21 protein-coding genes and 2 tRNA genes are annotated in these 21,723 nt (G+C 59.7%); 18 read left to right on the top strand and 5 right to left on the bottom strand.

The genetic code is table 11. The features are described from left to right. The first annotated feature begins 13 nt into the window (after window positions 1-13). Both tatA and tatB read left to right on the top strand, forming a co-directional pair. The gene (tatA, locus tag BLU26_RS17900; RefSeq protein ID WP_092288192.1) at window positions 14-235 is read left to right on the top strand and encodes a twin-arginine translocase TatA/TatE family subunit; all 222 of its coding nucleotides are present in this window, start codon (window positions 14-16) and stop codon (window positions 233-235) included. A 15-nt stretch (window positions 236-250) separates the two neighbouring features. Continuing rightward, window positions 251-535, top strand: coding sequence for a Sec-independent protein translocase protein TatB (gene tatB, locus BLU26_RS17905; RefSeq protein WP_092288193.1), 285 nt, complete (start codon window positions 251-253; stop codon window positions 533-535). 24 nt (window positions 536-559) lie between these two features. Here the strand turns inward: tatB and BLU26_RS17910 are convergent, their stop codons facing one another. After that, complete coding sequence (locus tag BLU26_RS17910) at window positions 560-2,047, bottom strand: alpha/beta hydrolase family protein (RefSeq protein ID WP_197674508.1); 1,488 nt, start codon at window positions 2,045-2,047, stop codon at window positions 560-562. A 418-nt stretch (window positions 2,048-2,465) separates the two neighbouring features. Here BLU26_RS17910 and gspC point away from each other — a divergent pair, with 418 nt between their 5' ends. The 13 genes from gspC (at window position 2,466) to bamD (ending at window position 14,103) form a co-directional block, all read left to right on the top strand. Beyond that, window positions 2,466-3,326, top strand: coding sequence for a type II secretion system protein GspC (gene gspC / locus BLU26_RS17915; RefSeq protein ID WP_092288194.1), 861 nt, complete (start codon window positions 2,466-2,468; stop codon window positions 3,324-3,326). 6 nt (window positions 3,327-3,332) lie between these two features. After that, window positions 3,333-5,372, top strand: a complete 2,040-nt coding sequence (gspD, locus tag BLU26_RS17920) for a type II secretion system secretin GspD (RefSeq protein ID WP_197674509.1) — start codon at window positions 3,333-3,335, stop codon at window positions 5,370-5,372. 9 nt (window positions 5,373-5,381) lie between these two features. Beyond that, window positions 5,382-6,896, top strand: a complete 1,515-nt coding sequence (gene gspE / locus BLU26_RS17925) for a type II secretion system ATPase GspE (RefSeq protein WP_092288196.1) — start codon at window positions 5,382-5,384, stop codon at window positions 6,894-6,896. Between the two features lie 2 nt (window positions 6,897-6,898). Continuing rightward, on the top strand, window positions 6,899-8,110 hold the full coding sequence (gene gspF / locus BLU26_RS17930; RefSeq protein WP_092288197.1) for a type II secretion system inner membrane protein GspF: 1,212 nt from the start codon (window positions 6,899-6,901) through the stop codon (window positions 8,108-8,110). Between the two features lie 2 nt (window positions 8,111-8,112). After that, window positions 8,113-8,580 carry a type II secretion system major pseudopilin GspG gene (gene gspG, locus BLU26_RS17935; RefSeq protein ID WP_197674582.1) on the top strand — a complete coding sequence of 156 codons (468 nt, stop codon included), beginning with the start codon at window positions 8,113-8,115 and terminating at the stop codon, window positions 8,578-8,580. Next, window positions 8,580-9,116 (top strand): type II secretion system protein, encoded by a 537-nt coding sequence (locus tag BLU26_RS17940; protein WP_092288199.1) that lies wholly within the window; start codon window positions 8,580-8,582, stop codon window positions 9,114-9,116. Before gspG ends, BLU26_RS17940 begins: the two co-directional genes overlap by 1 nt. After that, on the top strand, window positions 9,103-9,492 hold the full coding sequence (gspI, locus tag BLU26_RS17945; protein WP_092288200.1) for a type II secretion system minor pseudopilin GspI: 390 nt from the start codon (window positions 9,103-9,105) through the stop codon (window positions 9,490-9,492). The genes BLU26_RS17940 and gspI overlap by 14 nt, the downstream gene beginning before the upstream one ends. Next, window positions 9,489-10,115, top strand: a complete 627-nt coding sequence (gspJ, locus tag BLU26_RS17950) for a type II secretion system minor pseudopilin GspJ (protein WP_092288201.1) — start codon at window positions 9,489-9,491, stop codon at window positions 10,113-10,115. Before gspI ends, gspJ begins: the two co-directional genes overlap by 4 nt. Then, complete coding sequence (locus BLU26_RS17955; protein WP_092288202.1) at window positions 10,112-10,930, top strand: type II secretion system minor pseudopilin; 819 nt, start codon at window positions 10,112-10,114, stop codon at window positions 10,928-10,930. The genes gspJ and BLU26_RS17955 overlap by 4 nt, the downstream gene beginning before the upstream one ends. 20 nt (window positions 10,931-10,950) lie before the next feature. Then, window positions 10,951-12,186: a type II secretion system protein GspL gene (gspL, locus tag BLU26_RS17960; RefSeq protein WP_092288203.1), complete on the top strand. Its 1,236-nt coding sequence runs from the start codon at window positions 10,951-10,953 to the stop codon at window positions 12,184-12,186. Then, window positions 12,183-12,665, top strand: coding sequence for a type II secretion system protein GspM (gene gspM, locus BLU26_RS17965; protein WP_092288204.1), 483 nt, complete (start codon window positions 12,183-12,185; stop codon window positions 12,663-12,665). The genes gspL and gspM overlap by 4 nt, the downstream gene beginning before the upstream one ends. Window positions 12,666-12,682: 17 nt before the next feature. Next, complete coding sequence (locus tag BLU26_RS17970) at window positions 12,683-13,420, top strand: type II secretion system protein N (protein WP_157719401.1); 738 nt, start codon at window positions 12,683-12,685, stop codon at window positions 13,418-13,420. A 71-nt stretch (window positions 13,421-13,491) separates the two neighbouring features. Next, a complete protein-coding gene (bamD, locus tag BLU26_RS17975; RefSeq protein WP_157719402.1) occupies window positions 13,492-14,103 on the top strand; it encodes an outer membrane protein assembly factor BamD in 612 nt (203 codons plus the stop codon). Window positions 14,104-14,455: 352 nt separating this feature from the next. Here bamD and rdgC read toward each other — a convergent pair whose 3' ends face one another. Continuing rightward, window positions 14,456-15,373, bottom strand: coding sequence for a recombination-associated protein RdgC (rdgC, locus tag BLU26_RS17980; protein WP_092288207.1), 918 nt, complete (start codon window positions 15,371-15,373; stop codon window positions 14,456-14,458). Window positions 15,374-15,565: 192 nt separating this feature from the next. Here rdgC and BLU26_RS17985 point away from each other — a divergent pair. The 3 genes from BLU26_RS17985 to BLU26_RS17995 all read left to right on the top strand — a co-directional run bounded on the left by BLU26_RS17985 (window position 15,566) and on the right by BLU26_RS17995 (window position 16,595). Then, window positions 15,566-15,641: transfer RNA gene (locus BLU26_RS17985), tRNA-Val, on the top strand. A gap of 15 nt (window positions 15,642-15,656) precedes the next feature. Further along, window positions 15,657-15,733: transfer RNA gene (locus BLU26_RS17990), tRNA-Asp, on the top strand. Window positions 15,734-15,896: 163 nt separating this feature from the next. Next, window positions 15,897-16,595, top strand: coding sequence for an FKBP-type peptidyl-prolyl cis-trans isomerase (locus BLU26_RS17995; RefSeq protein WP_092288208.1), 699 nt, complete (start codon window positions 15,897-15,899; stop codon window positions 16,593-16,595). 288 nt (window positions 16,596-16,883) lie between these two features. Here the strand turns inward: BLU26_RS17995 and BLU26_RS18000 are convergent, their stop codons facing one another. From BLU26_RS18000 to BLU26_RS18010, 3 genes are all read right to left on the bottom strand, one after another. After that, a complete protein-coding gene (locus BLU26_RS18000) occupies window positions 16,884-17,618 on the bottom strand; it encodes a substrate-binding periplasmic protein (protein WP_092288209.1) in 735 nt (244 codons plus the stop codon). Window positions 17,619-17,667: 49 nt separating this feature from the next. Continuing rightward, the gene (locus tag BLU26_RS18005) at window positions 17,668-19,470 is read right to left on the bottom strand and encodes a GGDEF domain-containing protein (RefSeq protein ID WP_092288210.1); all 1,803 of its coding nucleotides are present in this window, start codon (window positions 19,468-19,470) and stop codon (window positions 17,668-17,670) included. A gap of 143 nt (window positions 19,471-19,613) precedes the next feature. Next, entirely contained in the window at window positions 19,614-21,707 is a 2,094-nt protein-coding gene (locus BLU26_RS18010; protein ID WP_092288211.1) for a carboxy terminal-processing peptidase, read from the bottom strand. Between the last annotated feature and the right edge of the window lie 16 nt (window positions 21,708-21,723).

A 21,723-nucleotide genomic window follows, 5' to 3' on the forward strand; every position in this document is an offset into this window, starting at 1 on the left:
CTTGGAGGTGGTTATGGGTATTGGTGGAATCAGTGTGGGTTCGTTGTTGATCGTGCTGGTGATCGTGATGCTGCTGTTTGGTACCAAGCGTCTACGTCACATCGGCAGTGATCTGGGTGGCGCGCTGAGCGGCTTTCGCAAAGCGGTAAAGGAAACCGAGCAGACGCAGGACAACCTGACACTCGATGCGGCTGGGCAGCATACAGCGCCGCGCGAGAGCCAGCAGCGCGTCTGAGCCAGGGAGCGGCCTATGTTCGGCAACGGGATGACCGAGTGGCTGTTGGTACTGGTGGTCGGCCTGCTGGTGCTGGGGCCTGAGCGCCTGCCTGCGGTAGTGCGTTCGGCGGGTCGGCTGCTGGGGCGCGCCAAGGGTATGCTGGCGCAGGTGCAGCGTGAGCTGGAAGACTCGCTGCCCGCTGATGAGCTCAAACAGGCCTCGGACAACGTCAAAATGCTGCGCACCAGCAATGTGAAAAAGCTGGTGCGCAGGGTTGTGGTGGATGAACTTACCGAGGTTGAAAGAAAGCAGGGCTGAGGGCCAGCCCTGTCAATTTTCCTTTTAAAGTACCGGTACAGCGGGTTCGCAAGCGGGAAGATCGTAGCGAATCAGATAGTTTGAGGGACGGTTAACCACATCATTGATGGTGTAGGTGCAGCCAAAGTTATCATCGGCGACTTTGGCCGGATCCAATATGTCATCGTCTTCGCCAGTTGGCTTGATCCCGTTCTGTTCCCATTGAATCATGGCATCAAAGGTAGCGGTGACCTCAGCTGCTGTGAACTCACAATGCCCTGGAGAGCGTACTGCGCGTTGTACCAGCAAATCATCATTGCCGTTCTCAATAGCTCGCTGCCGATAGATCTGCTCCATGACGAAGGGGACAAAAAGGTCGCCGGTCGTATGAACCGTTACCACGGGAACGTCAAAGTCGCCTTTTATCGTTGGAATCCAGCGAAGTCCGTCATCCCGCAGATCGTTGGCGCCGGGGACTGGATCCGCTTTCACGATCATGCTGTTGAAGTTGATCTCGTCTGTTGTTAACGGCTCCCCCAGCTCAGTCTCATAGCGGTAGGTCAGGCCATTAGTGTCAACGACGCTGTCCAGCAATATGCCATCGACGGTGCCGTCAGAACCCGCAAAACTCTGAAGCAGTAGCTGCCACTCCTCGAAGGCTTCTCGGTAGATTGGGCGCTCACCACCGCTGAGATTTTTCAGTGTTTCGTAAAGTAGCTCGCCATCGGCCGTGAGGCCATCGGGTGACGGATCATTGGCAAAATCATCCCACAATACGCTGCGGGCGGTAGCAAGCTTGCTCGCGGCTTGGTCTGCAGTCAGCGGGAAATCATCAATTGGAACTCCTGCGTGAGCTGCCATGGAAATGGTATAGCCGGCGAAATAGTTGAACAGCTCAACATCGCCCACCACGCCGCACATGGGAGCTGCAGCGGCATAGTTCACCACGTTGTTTGCTGTTTCCTTGGTTTCTTTCTCAATGGCCGCCGCGGTGATATGCCCACCCATGGAAACGCCCGTAATGTAGTACTTGGTCGGGGTGGCCAGCGTACGGCCATTTTCGGCGGCAATGTCGGTGAACGCGAGTGCCAGCGCATTGGTATCCTCTACGCCCGCTCGCACGTCATAGTAGTTGGTGCTGTAACTGGAGGCGGCCCAGGCATAGCCGTTGTCGAGCAGGTACTCACGCATGGGTGCGTTATCGACCGTCAGTGTCGAGCCCTGACCGCGGAAACCGTGGGCGTACATCACCAGATAGCCGTTCCAGTTTTCGGGAACTTCGACACGATACGCTGCGCCGTCCAGCACGCCAACCCAGCGATCTGTGGTGTTGTAAGGTGCTTCGTCTTTGTAGGCGGTGAAGTCTGCTGCTGTTTCTTCCACGGGCACGAAGAAATCCGCGTCTATGCGCTTCTGCTGCTCTCTTATACGGGCCTCCTCGTCATCTCCGCCACCACCACTGCTGAGACATCCACCAAGCGCGAGTGTGCTGATGGCGAGACCGATCAGCGCGGTTTTCTTAAGCTTAAACATTCTTATTGTTCTCCGTTGGGCAAGCCCTTGTTGTTGTATTTCCCGTCAAACGGGAGTTTGGCTTTGCTCGCTGAAGTTAAGCCCGATTTGCTTTGTCTCGCAAGCCATCAGTGCTTCGGTGTGAGACAGTTTCGCCCGTGGCGATAAGCCACCATCAATTCAGCTGATGTCTGTAACAGAAATGCCACCTATTCGGGTGATGGGGTGGCGAGACCAATACCGATAGCGTCTCATTTCTGATTGAACAGCTCTGGAATACCCCGTTCAGGGGGTTGCTGCTAGATGGCAAAATCGTGACAATCGATGCAATCGCGCAGCCTGTTTCAGGCGTATAACAATAATTTTGCAAAGAAAGGTCAGTAATGTTGCTCCCACTGGCCCGGACGCTGTCTCACGGCCCCTTTGCTACGGAGAACGCATGCCCTTGGTTGCTCGCTTTTCATCAGACGCGGTCGTCCGATTGGTGACGGGTATTCTGGTGCTGTTCAGCGCATGGTTGCTGGCCCACTTGACCTGGATGCTGATTGAGCCTGACAGCGTACTGCCTCCGCCTGCATCGCTCGGTTATCCCACCTCGGGCAATGATGTTGCTGGCCAGCCCGGCTTTCGTGAGCTTGCCGTCCTATCCGTGCTCGGCCGCGCGCCTGCAGCGGACGGCCCGGTGGTGGTCAATGCACCTGACACCAAGCTGAGCTGGACTCTCAAGGGCGTATTGTCCGATCCCGACCCCAAACGCAGCGCCGCGATACTCTCCACCCAAGGTCAGCCTGAGAAGCTCTATCGCGTTGGCGCTGAGCTGCCCGGGCAGGTACGACTCGATCAGGTGCTGGCCGACCGCGTGATGCTGGTTCGTGACGGGCAACTGGAAACCCTGCGACTCAAGCAGCACGACGCTGCTGCCGGTCGTTCGCCCGCGCGCCGTGCCGCACTGCCCACCACCGACTCCAATGTCACCCTGGCACCGGACGGCGGCGTTGCCCGTATTGATCGCGACGCCTGGTTGAATGATCCGCAACGCTTTATGGAAGTCATCAGCGCCACGCCGGTAATGGTAGATGGCGCCATGTATGGCCTGGAAGTGACCCCTTCACGCAACGCTCGCGAGTTTGAGGCTGCCGGCCTCAAACCCGGCGATGTGATTACCGATGTTGACGGCACACCAATCGCCGACATCGAGGACTATCGCGACATTCTCAAGGGTTTGACCGATGCCAGTTCGGTAGCGGTTTCTCTGGAGCGCGACGGTGAGCCCATGAACATAACGATAACGATGGATTGAAATAAGATGCCAATGCAGTTTCGTCTTAACCGTTTTACCCTCTCGTTGGCGTTGAGCCTGTGTCTTGGTAGTACCCATTTGGCCGCACAGGCGCTGGTGGAGCCCGAGGGAAATGGCTCCCAGGACCTGGTGCTGAACCTGCGTGGCGCAGACATCAATGGCCTGATTGAGATCGTCAGCCAGGAAACCGGCATCAATTTCATCGTCGATCCGCGGGTGCGCGGCGAGGTTAACGTGGTGTCCGGCAAGCCGATCCCGCGTGGCGAGCTGTATCCACTGTTTCTGGGGGTGCTGAAATCCTACGGTTTTGCCGCCGTGCGCGGGGCGGACGGTGTGGTACGCATCGTCCCCGAGGTGCAGGCGAAGGAGAACGAGCTGGCTGGGCTGAGCAGTGATACGCCCGGTGATGAGGTCATCACCCACGTGATCAATGTAAAGAACATCAACGCCGGTCAACTGGTGCGCATTCTGCGCCCGCTGGTACCCAAGGGCGGCCACCTTGCGGCGGCGGCCGAGTCGAATACGCTGGTGATCGCCGATACGGCGGCCAATGTGCGTCGTATCCAGACCCTGGTGGAACGTATCGATCAGGAGTCGATGGAAGATTTTGAGGTGCTGCCGCTGGAGCACGCTTCAGCACTGGATGTTGTGCGCATCGTACAGGGCCTGGAAAGCAATGCGCCGAGCGAGGAATTTACCAAGGGACCGCGCATCATTGCCGATGAGCGGACCAATACGGTCATCCTGCGCGGCGATCCACAAAGTCGCATTGCGCTGCGCAGCGTGGTGCGCAAGCTGGATGTGCCCGGCCAGGACGGCAATACCCAGGTGCATTACCTGCGCTACGCCAAGGCGGAGGATGTTGCCGAAGTGCTGCGTGGCATCGCCGAGGGGCGCGAGCAGAACAGCAGCGCGACCGGGCAGGGTAACGGTGCGCCGGTTTCTACCAGCTCCAGCGCGCAGAATCGGGTACGGGTAGAGGCGCACGAAAGCACCAACTCGGTGGTGGTCTATGGGCCGGCCGAGTTGTCCCGCGAGCTCTCGAGCATCATTCGCCAGCTGGACATTCGTCGCGCGCAGGTACTGGTTGAGGCCGTGATCGCTGAAGTGTCCTACGAGCGTGCGAAGGAATTGGGCGTGCAGTGGGGCTTTGGTAGCGAGAGCTCGGGCGTCGGTGTGATCAACTTCAATCGCAACGGTCGCGGCATTGTCGATCTGGCAGCTGGCGTGAGCGGCTTTCTTGACGGTGACCTGGCCTCGCCTCCATCGCTTGGCAGCGGCGCTACCCTGGGTGGTGTCGCCAGCATTGGCAGCGCCCAGATTGCGCTGTTGATCAACGCGTTGCAGGGCGATACGGCGAGCAATATCTTGTCGACGCCAAGCCTGCTGACACTGGATAACGAAGAGGCTGAAATCGTAGTCGGCCAGAACGTGCCTTTTATTACCGGCCGATCGGTTGAAGATTCCGGCCAGGCGTTCGATACCATTGAACGTGAGGATGTGGGCATCAAGTTGAAGATTCGTCCGCAGATCAATGAAGGAAACGCAGTGCGCCTGGAAATCGCGCAAGAGGTCTCGCAGATTGCGCCTGGCATTACCGGGGCTGCCGATATCATCACCAACACGCGCAGCCTGACCACCCATGTAATGGTCGATGACAATCAGTTGATCGTGCTCGGTGGCCTGATTGACGATCAACTGGTCGAGACTGCAGACAAGGTACCGGGCCTGGGCGACATTCCTGGTCTGGGACGGCTGTTTCGCTATGACACCGCCAATCTCCAGAAGCGCAACCTGATGATCTTCCTGCGTCCGGTGATCGTACGTGATAGCGCCGTAGCCGAGAGCCTGACCCATGCCAAATACAGTTACATCCGTGACCAACAGTTGGCCGAGCAGAATCGCCGTGGCCGGATACTCGACGAGGCGACGCTCCCGGTTCTGCCGGACTGGAATTATCTGCTGAGCCTGCCCGCGCCGTTTGAGAACGCGATGCAAGGGTCGACGTTGCCGTCGGCCATTACTGCACCGCCCTCAGCGCTTTAGGAGCAGGTCATGAGTGAGACCGAATTCAGCCCCGATGCGCCAACGGTCAATGCGCCGGCGGAAACCGGCTACCGTTTTGCCCGCCGGTTTGGCGTGTTGCCGGGCAGCCTGCGCGAGGACGGCCAGCTGGAGGTGTTCGTGCGTGCAGATTGCGATCCGCAGGGGCTGCTGGAGCTGCGTCGTCACAGTAGTCACCCGCTCAGCCCGGTGCTGCTGGATGACGATACCTTTGCGGCCAAGCTGCGCGATAAGTACGAGCGCTCCGCCAACGACGCCATGCAATTTGTTGAGGGTCTGGGCGATGACGCTGACCTGATGTCGGTAGCGCAATCGCTGGCCGAGCCGGAGGATCTGCTCGAGTCGCAGGACGAGGCGCCGATCATTCGCCTGATCAACGCACTGCTGTCCGAGGCAGTGAAGGAAAACGCGTCCGATATTCATATCGAGCCCTTTGAAAACCGCCTGTCGATCCGTCTGCGCGTCGACGGTGTGCTGCGGGAAGTGCTCGAACCGCCGCGCGCGCTGGCGCCGGTCATCGTGTCGCGCATCAAGGTCATGGCCAAGCTGGATATCGCCGAGAAGCGCCTGCCGCAGGATGGCCGTATCGGTCTGCGGCTGGTTGGCCGTGCGGTGGATGTGCGCGTGTCGACCTTGCCCTCAGGGCACGGCGAACGCGTAGTGCTGCGTCTGCTCGACAAGCAGGCCGGGCGGCTGGAGCTGCGTCAGCTGGGCATGTGCGACGAACACTATGATGCCATGGAACGGGTTATCAGTCGGCCGCACGGCATCGTGCTGGTGACCGGACCGACTGGCTCGGGTAAGACCACCACGCTCTATTCGGCGCTGATGCGCCTGAACGACCGCACCCGCAACATCCTGACCGTCGAAGACCCGATCGAGTATTACCTTGATGGCATCGGCCAGACTCAGATCAACAACAAGGTCGACATGACCTTCGCCCGCGGCCTGCGCGCCATTCTGCGTCAGGACCCCGATGTGGTCATGGTCGGTGAGATTCGTGACGTGGATACCGTGCAGATTGCCATTCAGGCAAGTCTGACCGGTCACCTGGTGTTCTCCACGCTGCACACCAATACCGCCGTAGGCGCCATCACGCGCTTGCGCGACATGGGTATCGAACCCTTTCTGTTGTCCTCGACCCTGAACGGCGTATTGGCCCAGCGGCTGGTACGTACTCTCTGTCCGGAATGCCGTAAGCCTCACCAGGCCAGTGCCAGTGAATGCCGCCTGATGGGCATGGATGCGCAAACCCCGCCTACGCTGTACAGCGCGGTGGGCTGCGATGCCTGTAATGGCGGAGGTTACCGCGGCCGTACCGGTATTTATGAGCTGATTGAGATCGACGACACCCTGCGTGGTTTGATCCATGACGGTGCCAGCGAGCAGGCGATGGTGCGTCACGCGCGCCTGGGTCAGATGGGTATTCGTCAGGACGGTCTGCGCCGAGTTCTGGCCGGCGACACCACGCTGGAAGAAGTCCTGCGCGTGACCCGGGAGGATTAAGGGTGCCAGCCTTCGAATACGTTGCCCTCGACAATGCCGGGCGCACCCGCAAGGGTGTGGAGGAGGGCGATTCGCCCCGTCAGGTGCGTGGTCGCCTGCGCGATCAGGGCCTCACGCCCATGTCGGTCAATCAGGTTGCCGAGAGCAGTTCGCGCCTGCGCATGCCCAGCATGCAGAAGCGCATCAAACCATTGGAGTTGTCGCTGGCCACACGGCAAATGGCCACGCTGGCTCGCGCCGGTCTGCCAATTGAAGAGGTGCTGGGTACCGTAGCGCGGCAAAGCGAATCGCCGCGCGTCAAATCCGCGCTCTCAGCGGTACGTACACGGGTGATGGAAGGCTTGCCGCTGGCCCATGCGTTAAGCGAGTTTCCTTCGGTGTTTCCGGCGATCTACCGCACCACCATTGCGGCTGGCGAGCAGGCCGGGCGGCTGGATCTGGTGCTCGAGCGCCTGGCTGACAACGTTGAGGCGCAGAACGCTATGCGTCAGAAGATTCAATTGGCTATGTTCTATCCGGCGATTCTGACCTGTGTCGCCTTGCTAGTGACGGTGGCGCTGCTGACCTATGTTGTGCCGGAGGTGGTGCAGGTATTCGACGGCATGAACAAGGAGCTGCCGCTGTTGACGCGCTCGTTGATTGCAGTCAGCGACGCACTGCGCGAATGGGGCTTGTTGATGCTGATCGTGCTGATGGCACTGGGGTTTGGCGCACGCACGCTGCTGAAAAACAAAAGCCACCAGCGCCGCTGGCACGAGTTTCTGCTCAAGCTGCCGTTGCTGGGGCGCCTGAACCGGGGGCTGAATACCGCACGCTTCGCGCGCACCCTGAACATTCTGGCCGGTAGCGGTGTGCCGCTGCTGGAGGCACTCAACATGAGCGCCAGTGTGATCAGTAACCTGCCCATGCGTGAAGCTGTATCCGAGGCGGCGCAGCGGGTACGTGAAGGGGCAGGCGTGGGCTACTCGCTGGAACGCAGTGGCTATTTCCCGGCGATGACGCTGAGCCTGATCAAGAGCGGGGAGAGTAGCGGCACCCTGGATCAGATGCTGGAGCGCGCCGCCGAAACGCAGGAGCGCGAACTGGAAGCGCGCATCGCCATGGTCATGGGGGTATTCGAGCCCCTGCTGATTCTGGCCATGGGCGGTGTTGTGCTGCTTATTGTGCTGGCAATTCTGTTGCCGATCTTTGAACTCAACCAATTGGTGAACTGATGATGTGTATTGCAAACCAGCCCGCGCGCGCAGCTCAGCGCGGCTTTACCCTGATTGAGATCATGGTGGTGGTGGTGATTCTGGGGATTCTCGCCGCCGTAGTGGTGCCGCGGGTGATGGACCGACCGGATCAGGCGCGTACCACCAAGGCGCAGAGCGATATTCGCGCCCTGGAAAGCGCGCTCAACCTGTATCGTCTCGACAACTTCAACTACCCCACCACCGAGCAGGGGCTGGACGCACTGGTGCGTATGCCGACAGGGCAGAACGCGCCGCGCAACTGGCGTACCGGTGGTTATCTTGATCGCCTGCAGAAAGACCCATGGGGCAACGACTATCAGTACCAGACTCCAGGTCGTGACGGCCGCCAGTTCGACCTCTACAGCCTGGGTGCTGATGGCAGCCCGGGCGGCACAGACGCCAATATGGACATTGGCAACTGGGATCTGGATCAGACGAACCAACGTTGATGACGGCGGGCCCGCGCGCAACCGGTCTGCGCCAGATCGGCTTTACCCTGATCGAGTTGCTGGTGGTCATGGTGCTGATCGGCGTGATTGCCGGCCTTGCCACACTGGCGATTGGCGACGGCGCTGATCGCGAGTTGCGCCAGGAAGCGCAGCGGCTCGCTGGCGTGCTGCGCCTGGCCCACGATGAACTCCTGATCACCGGCGGCGCCGACCGCGCGTTGGGCCTGCGTCGCGAGGGCTACAGCCTGCTGGATCTGGTGCTGCTGGATGATGCCACGCGGGAGTGGCAGGCACTGCAGGACCCGCAACTGGGACCGCATTATTTTAACGAAGGGGTGGTGGAGCTGGAGTATGAAGCCGACGGCACCCGTCAGGGTCTACCGCTCAATGAAAGCTGGAAGCCGCACGTGCGGTTGAGCAATACCGGCGAGATGACGCCGGGTCTGATCACCCTGCGGGTACCCGGCAAGGAGCTGGTGCAGTACATCAATATTGGTCTGGAAGGCAGTCTCGAGGTGACCAATGAACGCCCGTAAGTCGGCCGGTTTCACCTTGTTGGAAGTGATGGTGGCACTGACGATTCTGGCGGTCGCGCTGGCTGCCTTGGTCAAATCCGGCAGCGATCACGCACGCAATACCATTTACCTGCAGGAGCGCACCATGGCGCACTGGGCCGGTGAAAACCTGCTGGCGGAGTATGAGTCCGGCATGCGCCCGGCAGCGGTAGGCGATTTGAGCGGGGAAACCGAGATGGGACCTTATCGGTTTGGCTACAAGGCGCAGGTCAGTGACTACACGGCCAAGTCACCGTTGCCGCTACCGGCGGTACGGCGAATCGATATTCGACTGTGGTTGCTGCCCGGTGATGAGAGCGGACAACGTGCGGTTGTCAGCGGGTTTGTGCTGCCATGAACAGGGTTCGCGCCGGCGGTTTTACCCTGTTGGAATTGCTGATTGCCATGGCGGTGTTCGCCATCATGAGCGTCGTCGCTTATTCCGGGCTGCGCGCCGTACTGGATGCTGACCATGCTACCCGCGCCAGCTCCGGCCAACTGGCAGACCTGCAGGTGAGCCTGAGCGTACTGGAGCGGGATTTGGCGCAGATGGTAGATATTCAGGTACGCGATGAGTTTGGCGACCGCTTGCCTCCGTTGCGCCTGCTGGCAGGCAATGAGCAGCCGCTGCTGGAGATCGTGCGCGCAGGGGCTGGCGGCGATCAGCGTTTGCGGCGCACTGCCTGGCGCCTGACCGAGTCCGGGCTGGAGCGCGAGCTCTGGCCCGGCGTCGATGTAACCGACACCGAGCAGATGCGCCTTCAGCCGTTCGCCGACCTGGTTGAAGAGGATGAACGACTGGGGGTCGAAAGTGGCTTTGCGTTTGTTGTGCGTGGACCGAGTGGTTTGGAGCGGGTTACCAGTTGGCCGCCAGAAGGCCTCGACCCCAGTAGCAGCCAGTTGCCGATGGCCGTGGAGTTGGTGTTGGATGTGCCGCGCCTGGGTCTGATTCGTCGGCTGATTCCGGTGGGTGCGCTATGAACCGTAGCCTCATGCACACAGCCCACAAACAACGCGGGGTGGCCCTGATAACCGCCTTGCTGGTGGTTGCCCTGGCGGTGACTGCGGCCGTCGGCATGGTGCTGCGGGGGCAGGCGGATATTCGCCGTAGCAGTGCGGTGTTTGAACGCGACCTGTCACGCCACATCGCGCTCGGCGCGGAAAAGATGGTGTTGCAGATACTCGAGCAGGCTGACGGCCCGGACGAGCTGCTCTGGGACACCTGCCTGTCGCCGGTGCTGCCGTTTGAAGTGGATCAGGTGCAACTGCAAGCCACGCTCGACAATATGCGCTGCCGTTACAACCTCAACGCCCTGGCTGGCGGTGACGAGCAGGAACAGGCCGACTTCGCCCGGCTGGTGGATCGTGTGGCGCAGGACAGCGGCGTGACCATGCCGTCCGGGGCGCAGTTGGCCGTGGCGATCAGCGACTGGATGGACCCGGAAACCGACGACCCGCTGTATCGCCTGCAGGATCCACCGCGGCTGTCAGCCAACCGCACCATGCTGGTGGCGTCGGAGTTGAGTTCGGTTGCCGGTGTGTCCAGCGAGGCCTGGCAGGCGCTGGCGCCTTACGTTACCGCGTACCCGAGCGAAGCCAGTCCGATTGATCTGGAGCGTAGCCCGGATCTGATGAAGGAGGTGTTTGCTGATCGTACGGCTGCTGACGGCGCGCCCTGGTTTATGCGTCTGCAGATAGTTGCCCAGTTCGGTGACCGTCGATTTTTCCAATGCACCTTGCTGGATGCGCCCAACGGCAAAGTGATCCTGCGAGAACAAACGGCCTGTGAGCCCTGATAAGAAGTGGATCAGACGATATGTTGATAGTGCTTTTACCTGAACAACCGCTGCGTGAAGGCGCTGCGGCTCAGGCCTTGAACTGGTGGCGCATGGAGCGCGATGGTGCGGTCCAGGCCAGTGGCCAAGACACGCTGGCAGCGTTGCGTCAGCGCTTCCCTGCCGAACGCCTGCGGGCGCTGGCGCCGGCAGCGGCGGTGAACCTGTTTCGCGTGCGTTTGCCGGCACAGCGTGCAGCTGCTGCCCGGGTAGCCTTGCCCTACGCATTGGAAGATTTGGTCAGCCAAGAGCTGGATGAGCTGCATATCGTCATGGGGCCACGCCGCAGCGATGGTCAGGTCAGCGCTGCCGTAGTCTCCCATACACCCATGCGCGCCTGGCTGGAGTGTTTTCGGGTGGCGGGTTGGCGGCTGGAGGCCTTGCTGCCACAGGCCGCGCTGCATGCTGATCAGAGTCCGGAAAACGCATTGCTGGTCATGCCGTCACCCTGGCCGACCGACAGCCAAGTGCTGGTACTGTCGGCGCAGGAAGAGCCGGTGCTGCTCGATCCCAGTCTGGCCGGTATCTGGATCAACCGGCGACTGGCCGGGCTTGAGCCGCAGGCTCAAAAGATGACGCTGGCAGGGTTGAGTGCCGATGAGTTGGGGCTGACGTTGCCTGCTACGGTCGAGGTGCAGCAGCTCCCGGAAAAAGACCACCTGGCCGCAGCGCTGTTGCAGGCACAGCGCAGCACGCCGGCCTTCAATCTGCTTGGCGGCCCTTACGCGGTGAGCATGGCAGCGCCGCCCTGGCGCAAGATGCGCCCGGCACTGATCGCCGCAGCCGTGGCCCTGGCGCTGGGTCTGGGCTGGTTGACAGGCGAACATCTGATTCTGAGTCAGGAGCGCGACAGCTTGCGTGCCGAGATAGGCCGCTTGTTTGATCGCAGCCTGCCAAACAGCCGCCGGGAAGACCCGGTCATGCAGTTCCGTCAGGTGTTGCAGGGTGGGACGCAAATAAGCTCCAGCAGCGGCATGGGGCCACTGTTACATGCGTTTTTTGTGGTACTGAAAGAGCACGACAACGCGCAGGTACAACAGGTGCGGGGAAGTCTTGAAAGCGTTGTGGTGGAGTTGAAGGTCGCATCCTTCTCCGAGCTTGAAGCCATTCGCGCGGCCTTGGCGGCCCAGCCTGGCGTCAGTGAAAACCTCGAGGGGGCCGACTCCGAGAACGAAGGGGTTACCGCGCGCATCAAGTTACAAAGGGGTGGCGCATGAAAAACTGGTGGAATGGACTGGCGCCGCGCGAGCGCGTGATTTTGTTGGCCGGATCGGCGTTTCTGCTGGTGCTGACCTTTTGGATTGGTATCTGGGAGCCGTTGATCGCCGGCCGCGCAGAGCTCAAGCAGGACGTGCAAAGGCTGTCGGCCGAACGTCTGTGGATGGAGCAGGTAAGTGATGATGTGCGCCGTCGGGCGCGCCTGCAGCAGGGCGCGGGCAATGGAGCCAGTGGCGGCTCGGTGCTGACCCTGGTGGAGGTGTCTGCGAATGCGGCCGGCTTAAAATCGTCGTTGTCGCGGGTGCAGCCCGAGGGTGAGGGCGCGCGCCTGAGCTTTGATCAGGTCGGTATGGATGCGTTGCTTAGTTGGCTGGCGGATCTGGAGCAGCGTCAGGGGCTGCAGGTCAGTCAGTTGGCGATAGATGTGTCCGAGGTTCAGGGTATGGTGTCTGCCCGCCTGCTGGTGGAGCGTCCCTGATGCTGCGTGTGTGGAGTATGAAAGTATTTGTATGGCTGGCGTTGGCAGTCTTCTGTGTCACGCTGGTGAGCAATCTGCCGGCGAGTCTGGTCTGGCGCCAGGTAAAACCTAACCTGCCTGCCAAGGTGCAGCTGCAGGGCGTAACCGGCAGTCTGTGGCAGGGGCAGGTGGCCAACATGCAGGTCGAGGGTATTGATCAGGGTGCGCTGCGGTGGGATTGGCGGCCGGCGGCCATGCTCAAGGCGCAGTTGGCCCTGGATCTTGATTGGCGACCACGCAACAGCCAGGTGTACGCCACCTTGCGGGTAGGCTTTGGAACTGTTGTGCTGGAGCAGGTGAATGGGCGGTTGGATGCGCGCAGCATGGCAGCGGTGAACAAGGCGCCTTTTATTCTCACCGGTGACTGGCTACTGGATATTCCTGAGCTACGCCTCAAGGACTTCGAGCGAGTGGTGCATGCCGAGGGTCGAATTGCCTGGCAGAACGCCGGGGGCGGCCTGCCAGAGCCGCTGGCGCTGGGGCATCTGTCAGCGCAGCTCAGCAGCGACAACGATTGGTTGTTGATGACTCTAGCTGATCAGGAGGGGCCGCTGGGCCTGCAGGGCAACGCCAAGTGGCGGCCCGCGCAAGCCCTGCAGCTGGACACCCGGTTGAAGGCGCGCGCGCAGGCCGACGCCGGGCTCGCCGAAGGCCTGAAGCTGCTGGGGCGACCTGATGCAGAGGGTTGGGTACACTGGCGCGCCAGGCTGCAATGACGGTCTCGATAACGCGGTTCAATTTATCGGCGGTCGTACAGGTTAGGCGACCGCACAGTGGAGTAAGCAAGATGCGTGGGCTCTGGATTACGGCAGTAGTACTTGGGCTGGCAGGCTGTGCCAGTTCGTCGGTCAAGCAGCAGGAGCAGAACGCAGCTATAGCCGATGCCCGGGCGCGTCTCGGCTTGGGGCAGTGTGATATGAACGTTGCGCAGCAGGTGCATCAACTGAGCGACGCCCAGCTGGATCTGGAAGCGGCCTATCTGTGCCTACAACAGGGCAAGCTGCCGCCGCTGGAGTTGGTACTGGAGGATTTTGCAAAACGCCATCCTGAAGCACCCTATCAGGATTACGCCGCCTACCTGCAGGCCATGGTGCCTTTTGCGCGCTTTGAGATGGCTGCCGGCGATGACCAGGAACGTTTGCGCCTGGGCCGCGAAGCTCACGCGCAACTGACCGGTTTCATCCGGCAGTATCCTGATTCAGCTTACCGCAGTGAAATAGTGCCGCGCCTGGAAACCCTGCTCGAGGGCATGGCGCAGTCAGAATACAACCTGGCCGTGCTGGATGTAGAGACTGGCCAGCGCGAGCGCGGTGAAGCACGCTTGCGTTACCTCATCAGGTATTACCCGCGCAGCAAGGCCGCGGTGGAGGCGCAGCACTGGTTGGGTACAACGGATTGAATGGGTTATCTGGGCGCTGCCTTAGGTCAAGCGCGCGGGCCGAGGTCAAGTGTTTTTGCCGCTGAAAAAGCGGCTTTTTTTGCTCTTGTTCGGGGCGCCGTGCCTTGACATTGTGCACAGATACGGGGCGAGCCGTAACAGAACGGTAAGATAGCGCTGTAAGTGCTTGAAATACGGTGTCGAATTTTTAACTTGTTGATTTAATTGAATAAAAATACAGGTTAAAAAATGATCATTTTGAACTCTTGCCCCACTAGGCTTGGCCCCGCGCGCTGTTCATACAAGCTATCCACAAAGTTATCCACAGATATTGTGGATAGCTTTTTGCAAACCGCGCTGGGGCTGGGCTGGTTCAGATTCCCTGCGGAATGTCCTCGCCGCCAAGGGCGTTGGCAAGGGCTGGAATCAATTCGCTGAGCGTGCTTGACATGATGCTGAAGCTGGCGTCCAACTGGCTGGCCATGTCGTCGCCGGCGTTGTCGTCCGCTTCGTCGCGCAGCAGGTCTTCAAATTTCAAGCGTTTGACGGTGAGCTTGTCGTCCAGGCTGAAACTCAACTTTTCCTGCCACTGCAATGCCAGCTGGCTGACCTGCTTGCCCGCCGACAGGTGCAGTTGAATCTCATCGCTGGCCAGATCCTGACGTTTGCAGCGTACAACGCCGCCATCCTCGCTGGTATCGCGCAACTCGCACTCGTCACCAATCACCAGTTGCTCGGGCGCAGTGCCTTCCTTGACCCACTGGGTCATGCACGCGGCGGGGGCCGTCTTCACATTGAGTGGGCGCACGGGCAGGGTGCCGGTGCACTCACGCAGCAGGCTCAGAAGGTCCTCTGCGCGCTTGTGGCTGGAGCTGTCGACAGCAATCCAGCCTTCAGCCGGGCAGAGGCAAGCGTAGGTGGTCTGGGTACGGGTAAAGGCACGTGGTAGCAGCGACATGATGATCTCATCCTTGAGGGTATCGCGCTCCTTCTTGTAAACCTTGCGAGCGTCGCGGTTTTCGATCTCTTCGACCTTCTCTGCCAGTGCCTCCTTGATCACGCTGCCGGGCAGAATGCGCTCTTCCTTGCGCAGGGCAATCAACCAGTAGCCGTTGCTCGACTCAAGGCGGTTTTCCGAATGCCGCCCGTAGGGCGTGGTCCAACCCAGGGTATGGGTTTCCTGGCTGGCGCAGGGGCGTGACGGTTTCTGTTCCAGCGCCTCGAGCAATTCGGTTTCGCTGAAGGGTGTGGGTTGGCTGAAGCGGTAGAGAAGCAGGTTACGAAACCACATGATGCTGTCCTTCTGTTGTTGCCTGGGGCTGGTTGGCCCGAGAAAACGAGCAATATTGCCTGAGCCCATGCGCAACAACCAGTGTTTACGGGGCTGATGAATAAGATATTGAAATAGGCTGATTTTTTTTTGAAAAAGGTATTGCCATAACCGAAAAAGCTGCCTAGAATGCGCCCCACTTCGAGAGCAAACGGGTGATTAGCTCAGCTGGGAGAGCATCTGCCTTACAAGCAGAGGGTCGGCGGTTCGATCCCGTCATCACCCACCACTCGAGGTATATAGCGCAGCGGTAGTTCAGTTGGTTAGAATACCGGCCTGTCACGCCGGGGGTCGCGGGTTCGAGTCCCGTCCGCTGCGCCATTTCCCCCTCAGTTTTACCTCATTATTTTTCCTAATCGTGTAGCAGTTATCACTGCATGATTCTGTCTGTTTCTTTGTCTTCGAGCCAGTAGCCTGACCTTTCAAGCCCTGTTAAGCTGATCGCTTTATTCCGCCCAGCTTGGGCCTGTCGATTGAGGTAAGCATGAAGCGTAATCTGCTGGCAGTCAGTGTTGCAGTCGGTGTTCTTGTATTGGCCGGTTGTGAAAAGGAACCAGAACTCACTACCCCCATCCAGCAAGCCTCCTATGGTATTGGTTTGAACATGGGTCAGAGCCTGCTGCAGGATGGTCTGGATGACATTGACGCACAGGCGCTCGCGCTGGGCCTTGAAGATGCACTGGCCAAGGCTGAGCATCGCGTAGGCGACGAAGAGCTGACTGCCGCCTTCAACACCCTGCAGGAGCGCGCTCAGGAGCGTGCCAAGAGCCTGGCTGACGAAGCAGTGCAAGCCAACCAGAAGTATCTGGAAGAGAACGCTGCCAAAGACGGCGTCACCACCACCGAATCAGGTCTGCAATATGAAGTGCTGAACGCTGGCGACGCCGAAGGCCCGCAGCCAGCGGCGGACGATGTGGTGGTCGTGCACTACGAAGGCAAGCTGGTTGATGGCACCGTGTTCGACAGCTCGGTTGAGCGTGGCGAGCCGGCTGAACTGCCAGTCAACGGCGTGATTCCCGGCTGGATGGAAGCACTTCAGCTGATGCATGTCGGCGACAAGTGGAAGGTCACACTGCCAAGCGAGCTGGCTTACGGTGAGCGCAGCCCGAGTCCGGTTATCCCGCCGAACTCCATTCTGGTTTTCGAGATGGAGCTGATCTCCATCAATCCGCGTCAGGAATAATTGCGGTAACACGTCCCAATGCCCGAGGCAAGGCCCTCGGGCATTCAAGTGTTACCCTTATGCACAATTTGCGGTAACACTTTCTGTTTACTTCCCGGTTTTTTTATGATCCTCGGCGTTCATTGTAACTGGCTGAAAAATATCAATTTTTTCTCTGGTTAAAAACTATCCTGTTTGTCTGCAGCCGCTTTCTTACGGGCGTTTGAGACACTTTTCCTGTTTTTTTGCACAGACTTATCCACAGGTTCTGTGGGTAAGCGGACGCAGACCGCAGAAACGCTGGGTGCGTCAGTCAAAGCGTTTAACTATCTGCTGAATCTGGCCGTTGTTGATCATCTCGTTGATCTGTCTTACCAACTTCTGGCTAGCTCGGTCGGCGGGGTTGGCCACGGCGCAGCGCAGCGCAAAGTGTTCCACCTCCCACTGGCTGATGCGAAAAGTCGCCTGATTCTCGGGCAGTACGTGAGACACCGCGCGGCGCAGGTCTATTACCGCGTCCAGGCGTTCGCGTTCCAGCATCTTTAGCCGCGTGGGCAGATCGCGAACATCATGGCGAACCATCGCCTGCTGGTTGAACGCAGCCGTGATAGCAGGCGAATAGTGATAGCCCAGAGTGGTGCCGATGATGGCGCCTTGCAGGTCGCTTACCGAGTGCGGGGCGGGTTGCGCCAGGCGAGTAATCACGACGTCGGCATCTTCGTACAGGCTTTGGCTCCAGAGCACTTGGTCCGGTGTGTTCAGCCAGGCGGGCAGGGTGTTGCAAATGATCTGGATGCGGCCATTTGCCAGGGATTCGTCAATCCGGTTGTTTGGTGTGGCAACAAAGCTCAGGTCACGCCCTGAAGCGGCTGCAACGGCCTCGCCAATGGCACGGGTTAGCGAGTGCTGGAGTTCGTTAGCCTGGACCTCCACATAAGGTGGCGGATCCGATGGCGAGAAGCCCCAGAGCAGAGGCTCGCTCAGGCAGGGTGGTGCTATCAGGCTGAGGCCGGCCAGTGCCAGTCGAAACGTCGTTGGTGTCACAGCAAACCCGTTATCAGTCGCGCTGGTGTCAGCTTAGCCTATTGCCGCGTCAGCGGGATTGGCAATGCAAATCGACGGGCTCTTCAGGGCTGCTGCGGTCGATGTGCTGCAGAGCATTGGAGAGCGCGATGCTGAAACCGCGGGTTTTCTTGGCTTCATGCTTGGCGCGAGACGCGTGCTCTGCCAGTAGCGCAGGGTCCAGCTTGCGCTGCTGCTGACCGCGTAGCTGCAATACGCCAATAGAGAGATTCAGCAGGTCGTGCTTGCGCCAGCGGCCTTCGCGGTCGGGTGCGCTGAAACCCTGACCCTCGATGTGCTCCGGGCGATAAAGGCTGTGGCATAGCTGCTGAAAGCGCTGGTCCAGCTGGCTGAGGCGTTGGCGCCAGTCTTTGCTGCGCATGACCAGCATAAAGTCATCGCCGCCAATGTGACCGACAAAGTCCTTTTGCGGGTCGCAGAGCTCGCGCAGCAGCTGTGCCAGGGCGAGCAGCAGTTCATCGCCCTTGCCGTAGCCATAGAGATCGTTAAAGGGCTTGAAATTGTCCAGGTCGACGTAGCACAGCTGGGCGTCCACCTGTTGCTCCAGCAGGCGTTCCAGGCACTGCTGGATGGGGATATTACCCGGTAGCAGTGTCAGTGGGTTGGCATGTCTTGCCTGCTGCAACTTGAGTTCGGTGATTTGTCGCAATACATCGATGCCGCGTCCCAGGCCTTTGTAAATGCCCTGGTCAATGATGATGAAGTCATCTTCCAGGCGCTGACGAGCGCGGCTGGTCAGCAGTCGACTGACGCGTTGCAGGCTCTGACGAATATCGACCAGCAGGCAGTCGGCATCCATCAGTTTGCGGATCGGCTTGCGGTTGTAGATCTCCTGCGCAAACGGTTTGAGCATGGTCTGGCTGAGCGCGTGCCGCTGGATGGCGCCGATGGGGCGTTGATGGTCGTCAAGAATGGCCAGCGTATTCAGCATTGGCTGCTGTTGAAAGCACTCGAGTACCTTTTGTACTGGGGTGCTTTCATGCAGACCGGGGATCGGCAGCAGCAGGCTATGAATGGGTGCGTCATCGTTGCTGCCAGCGCGGTCCTGGTTCAGGCGTTGTGCCAGCTGTTCGGGATTGATATCGGGAATATTCGCCGGGCGTCCCAACCAATAGCCCTGTACCCAATCGATGCCGATTTCCTCCAGCACCGCCAGCTCTTCCGCCTGCTCTATGCCCTCGGCAATGACCTGAGCGCGTGAGGCTTTGGCCATTTGCAAGATGGAGCTGACGAATTCACGCTTGATGGGATCTTGATGGATGCTGTCGACAAAGTGGCGATCAATCTTCACGTATTCCGGCTGCAGTTCCGACCACAGTCGCAGGCTGGAATAGCCGGCACCAAGATCGTCCAGCGCGATGGAAAAGCCCATGTCACGGTAATGGTGCAGGGCGGTTTGCAGCAGGCTGACGTCGTCAATGGGAGCTTGCTCGGTGAGCTCGATTACCACGCGATCAGGGGTCAGTCCGCTGGATTCGAGCAGGGCGAGGGTGCCGCCGGAGTAGTGTTGTTGCTCAAGCAGGCTTTCCGGGGAGATGTTCAGAAACAGCTTTCCCGGCAGGCCCAAGGCGCAAAAGCGACTGATAGCACGGCTGCGGCAGAGCATCTCAAGCTCGGTGAGCATGCCGTGATGGCGCGCGGCAGCAAACAGCGTCAGGGGTGAATGCAGAGGGCTGTCGGACGGGCCGCGGCTCAGTGCTTCAAAGCCGATTACCCGTTGCTCCAGACTGGAGACAATTGGCTGGAACAGGGTGGAAACCGCGCCGCGGTTGAGAATGCTGAGCAGCGCTTGGCGTTGTTCGGAAACGGTCATTGGTGATCCCAGGCGATGGATTGTTGCCGTCCTGGCAGCCCGCGATGCGCTGATTGGGCACACTGGCGGGCAGTTGTCCTGACCGGGGCAGTGTGCCATCAGTAAATGACACAAAGGTGACAGCGAGCGCTGTCAGGGAGGGTTCAGTCCGCTTTGGCGACCTGATGTTCCAGTTGCAGCAGGTCGACCAGAATCTGCCCGGTTTCGACCAGGAAGGCATCGGGTTCCTTGTCTGCATCGTTGGTGTTCAGCGCCACCTCGTCAGCCGGATCGTCCTTCTCCAGCGATGCCAGAGGCTCTTCGCCCTTGGCGTTGCGGCGGGTGTTTTCCATGACCAGCAGGCGCGACTCATAGTCATTGAGCTGCTGCTTGCGCTTGGCTTCGTTCAGCGGCAGGGTCTCACGGCCCTTAATCTCGTCGTCCAGCCCCAGGCGAGACAGCGTGTAGATGAAATCGGGGTCCTTGGCAGCACGGGTCTCATGGCTCTTTTGCAGTTGTGCGACAAAAGGCTTGAGCTGTTGGCTGCTGCTGTAACGCGCCGGCGGAATAGTATCCCAGGGCATGGCATGCGGCAGGGCGCTTTCGCCGATTTCCTTGCTGTCCAGCAGCGAGGGGTAGCTGATGTCGGGTACTACACCGCGGTGCTGGGTGCTCTGACCGGAAACCCGGTAGAACTTGGCCAGCGTGAGCTTCAGCTCGCCGTGGTTGAGTGGCTGAATCGACTGTACCGTGCCCTTGCCGAAAGTGGGCTCGCCGATCACCAGAGCGCGGCCATAATCCTGCATGGCGCCAGCGAAAATCTCCGACGCCGAGGCTGACAGCCGGTTGACCAGAACCGCCAGTGGGCCGTTATAGGTGACGCCGGATTCGGGGTCGTCGAGTACCTGTACGTCACCCTCGGTGTTACGTACCAGTACGGTGGGGCCCTGGTCGATAAACAGGCCGGTCAGCTCGGTAGCCTCTTGCAGGGAGCCACCGCCGTTATCGCGCAGATCAAGTACCACGCCGTCGACCTTCTGTTTTTCCAGCTCTTCCAGCAGGCGGCGGACGTCACGGGTGGTGCTGCGGTAATCGGGATCGCCCTGACGATAGGCCTTGAAATCAAGGTAGAAGCCCGGCAGGTCAATCACGCCGATGCGGTAATCGTGGCCCTGATTCTTCAAGTCTATAATCCGCGATTTGGCGGCCTGGTCCTCAAGCTTGATAGCCTCTCGGGTGAGGTTGACTACTTTGCTGCTCATGTCGCCCGGCGGGTTGCTGGCCGGAATGACTTCCAGGCGCACGTTGGAGCCTTTGGGGCCGCGGATCAGCTTGACCACTTCATCCAGGCGCCAGCCAATCACGTCAACCATTTCGTCTTCGGCCTGGGCAACGCCGACGATGCGGTCGGCTGCGGCGAGCTGCTGGCTGCGCTGGGCGGGGCCAGCTGGCACCAAGCGCATGATCTTGGTGTATTCGTTATCACTTTGCAGCACCGCGCCGATCCCCTCCAGCGAGAGGCTCATATTGATGTCGAAGTTCTCGGCATTTTCCGGTGAGAGATATTGGGTGTGCGGGTCGTAAACCTGCGCCAGCGCGTTGATGTAGTTCTGGAAGATGTCTTCCGAGCGGGTCTGGCTGACGCGAATCTGTTGGCCCTTGTAGCGTTTGACCAGCAGGCTCTGAATATCCTCGAGGTTCTTGCCGGACAATTTCAGGCGCAGTACTTCATCCTTCAGTTGCGCGCGCCAGAGTAGATGCAGGGCATCGTCATCCTTCGCCCAGGCAGCGTCCTCACGATCAACCAGAATGTCCTGGTCAGTAGAAAAGTCGAGGTCGGACAACTGGTTTTGCAGCAGCTCCAGTGAAAAGTCCAAACGCTGTTCCAGACGCTGTAGCTGGCGTTTGTGCATGGCAAAACCGACACTCAGGTCTCCGCTGAGCAGGAGGTCGTCCATGCGCAGACGATTCTCGGCAAAGCTGTCGATGTCTTGCTGGGTAAACAGGCTGCGCTGCGCATCCAGGTGCTTCAGGTAGGTGTCATACACCTGCGCGGAAAGCGCATCGTCAAGGCGGGTACGATTGTAGTGATGACGGCGCAGTAGCTCGACCGTGTTAAGGCTGGCGACCACCTGATCCCGCGTGGGCTGCAGCTGATCAAGATCAAGCGGTGCTGCCTTCTCTGCGGCAAAGGTAGTGGCGCTGAAGGTCATCAGAGCTATCAGGCAGGACTGGCGCAGGGTGTTGGAACCTTTCATCTGGGGTATCGTATCC

Source organism: Halopseudomonas sabulinigri, assembly GCF_900105255.1.
In the GTDB taxonomy this organism is placed as follows: domain Bacteria; phylum Pseudomonadota; class Gammaproteobacteria; order Pseudomonadales; family Pseudomonadaceae; genus Halopseudomonas; species Halopseudomonas sabulinigri.

What these genes read in the sequence shown, in the direction of transcription:
- bamD (WP_157719402.1), top strand. Translation starts at nt 13,492, where the DNA reads ATGCGTGGGCTCTGGATTACGGCAGTAGTACTTGGGCTGGCAGGCTGT.
- gspL (WP_092288203.1), top strand. Translation starts at nt 10,951, where the DNA reads ATGTTGATAGTGCTTTTACCTGAACAACCGCTGCGTGAAGGCGCTGCG.
- gspG (WP_197674582.1), top strand. Translation starts at nt 8,113, where the DNA reads ATGTGTATTGCAAACCAGCCCGCGCGCGCAGCTCAGCGCGGCTTTACC.
- BLU26_RS17955 (WP_092288202.1), top strand. Translation starts at nt 10,112, where the DNA reads ATGAACCGTAGCCTCATGCACACAGCCCACAAACAACGCGGGGTGGCC.
- gspI (WP_092288200.1), top strand. Translation starts at nt 9,103, where the DNA reads ATGAACGCCCGTAAGTCGGCCGGTTTCACCTTGTTGGAAGTGATGGTG.
- tatB (WP_092288193.1), top strand. Translation starts at nt 251, where the DNA reads ATGTTCGGCAACGGGATGACCGAGTGGCTGTTGGTACTGGTGGTCGGC.
- BLU26_RS17910 (WP_197674508.1), bottom strand. Translation starts at nt 2,047, where the DNA reads ATGTTTAAGCTTAAGAAAACCGCGCTGATCGGTCTCGCCATCAGCACA.
- BLU26_RS18010 (WP_092288211.1), bottom strand. Translation starts at nt 21,707, where the DNA reads ATGAAAGGTTCCAACACCCTGCGCCAGTCCTGCCTGATAGCTCTGATG.
- gspD (WP_197674509.1), top strand. Translation starts at nt 3,333, where the DNA reads ATGCCAATGCAGTTTCGTCTTAACCGTTTTACCCTCTCGTTGGCGTTG.
- BLU26_RS17970 (WP_157719401.1), top strand. Translation starts at nt 12,683, where the DNA reads ATGAAAGTATTTGTATGGCTGGCGTTGGCAGTCTTCTGTGTCACGCTG.
- BLU26_RS17940 (WP_092288199.1), top strand. Translation starts at nt 8,580, where the DNA reads ATGACGGCGGGCCCGCGCGCAACCGGTCTGCGCCAGATCGGCTTTACC.
- BLU26_RS18005 (WP_092288210.1), bottom strand. Translation starts at nt 19,470, where the DNA reads ATGACCGTTTCCGAACAACGCCAAGCGCTGCTCAGCATTCTCAACCGC.
- BLU26_RS17995 (WP_092288208.1), top strand. Translation starts at nt 15,897, where the DNA reads ATGAAGCGTAATCTGCTGGCAGTCAGTGTTGCAGTCGGTGTTCTTGTA.
- rdgC (WP_092288207.1), bottom strand. Translation starts at nt 15,373, where the DNA reads ATGTGGTTTCGTAACCTGCTTCTCTACCGCTTCAGCCAACCCACACCC.
- tatA (WP_092288192.1), top strand. Translation starts at nt 14, where the DNA reads ATGGGTATTGGTGGAATCAGTGTGGGTTCGTTGTTGATCGTGCTGGTG.
- gspC (WP_092288194.1), top strand. Translation starts at nt 2,466, where the DNA reads ATGCCCTTGGTTGCTCGCTTTTCATCAGACGCGGTCGTCCGATTGGTG.
- gspE (WP_092288196.1), top strand. Translation starts at nt 5,382, where the DNA reads ATGAGTGAGACCGAATTCAGCCCCGATGCGCCAACGGTCAATGCGCCG.
- gspM (WP_092288204.1), top strand. Translation starts at nt 12,183, where the DNA reads ATGAAAAACTGGTGGAATGGACTGGCGCCGCGCGAGCGCGTGATTTTG.
- gspJ (WP_092288201.1), top strand. Translation starts at nt 9,489, where the DNA reads ATGAACAGGGTTCGCGCCGGCGGTTTTACCCTGTTGGAATTGCTGATT.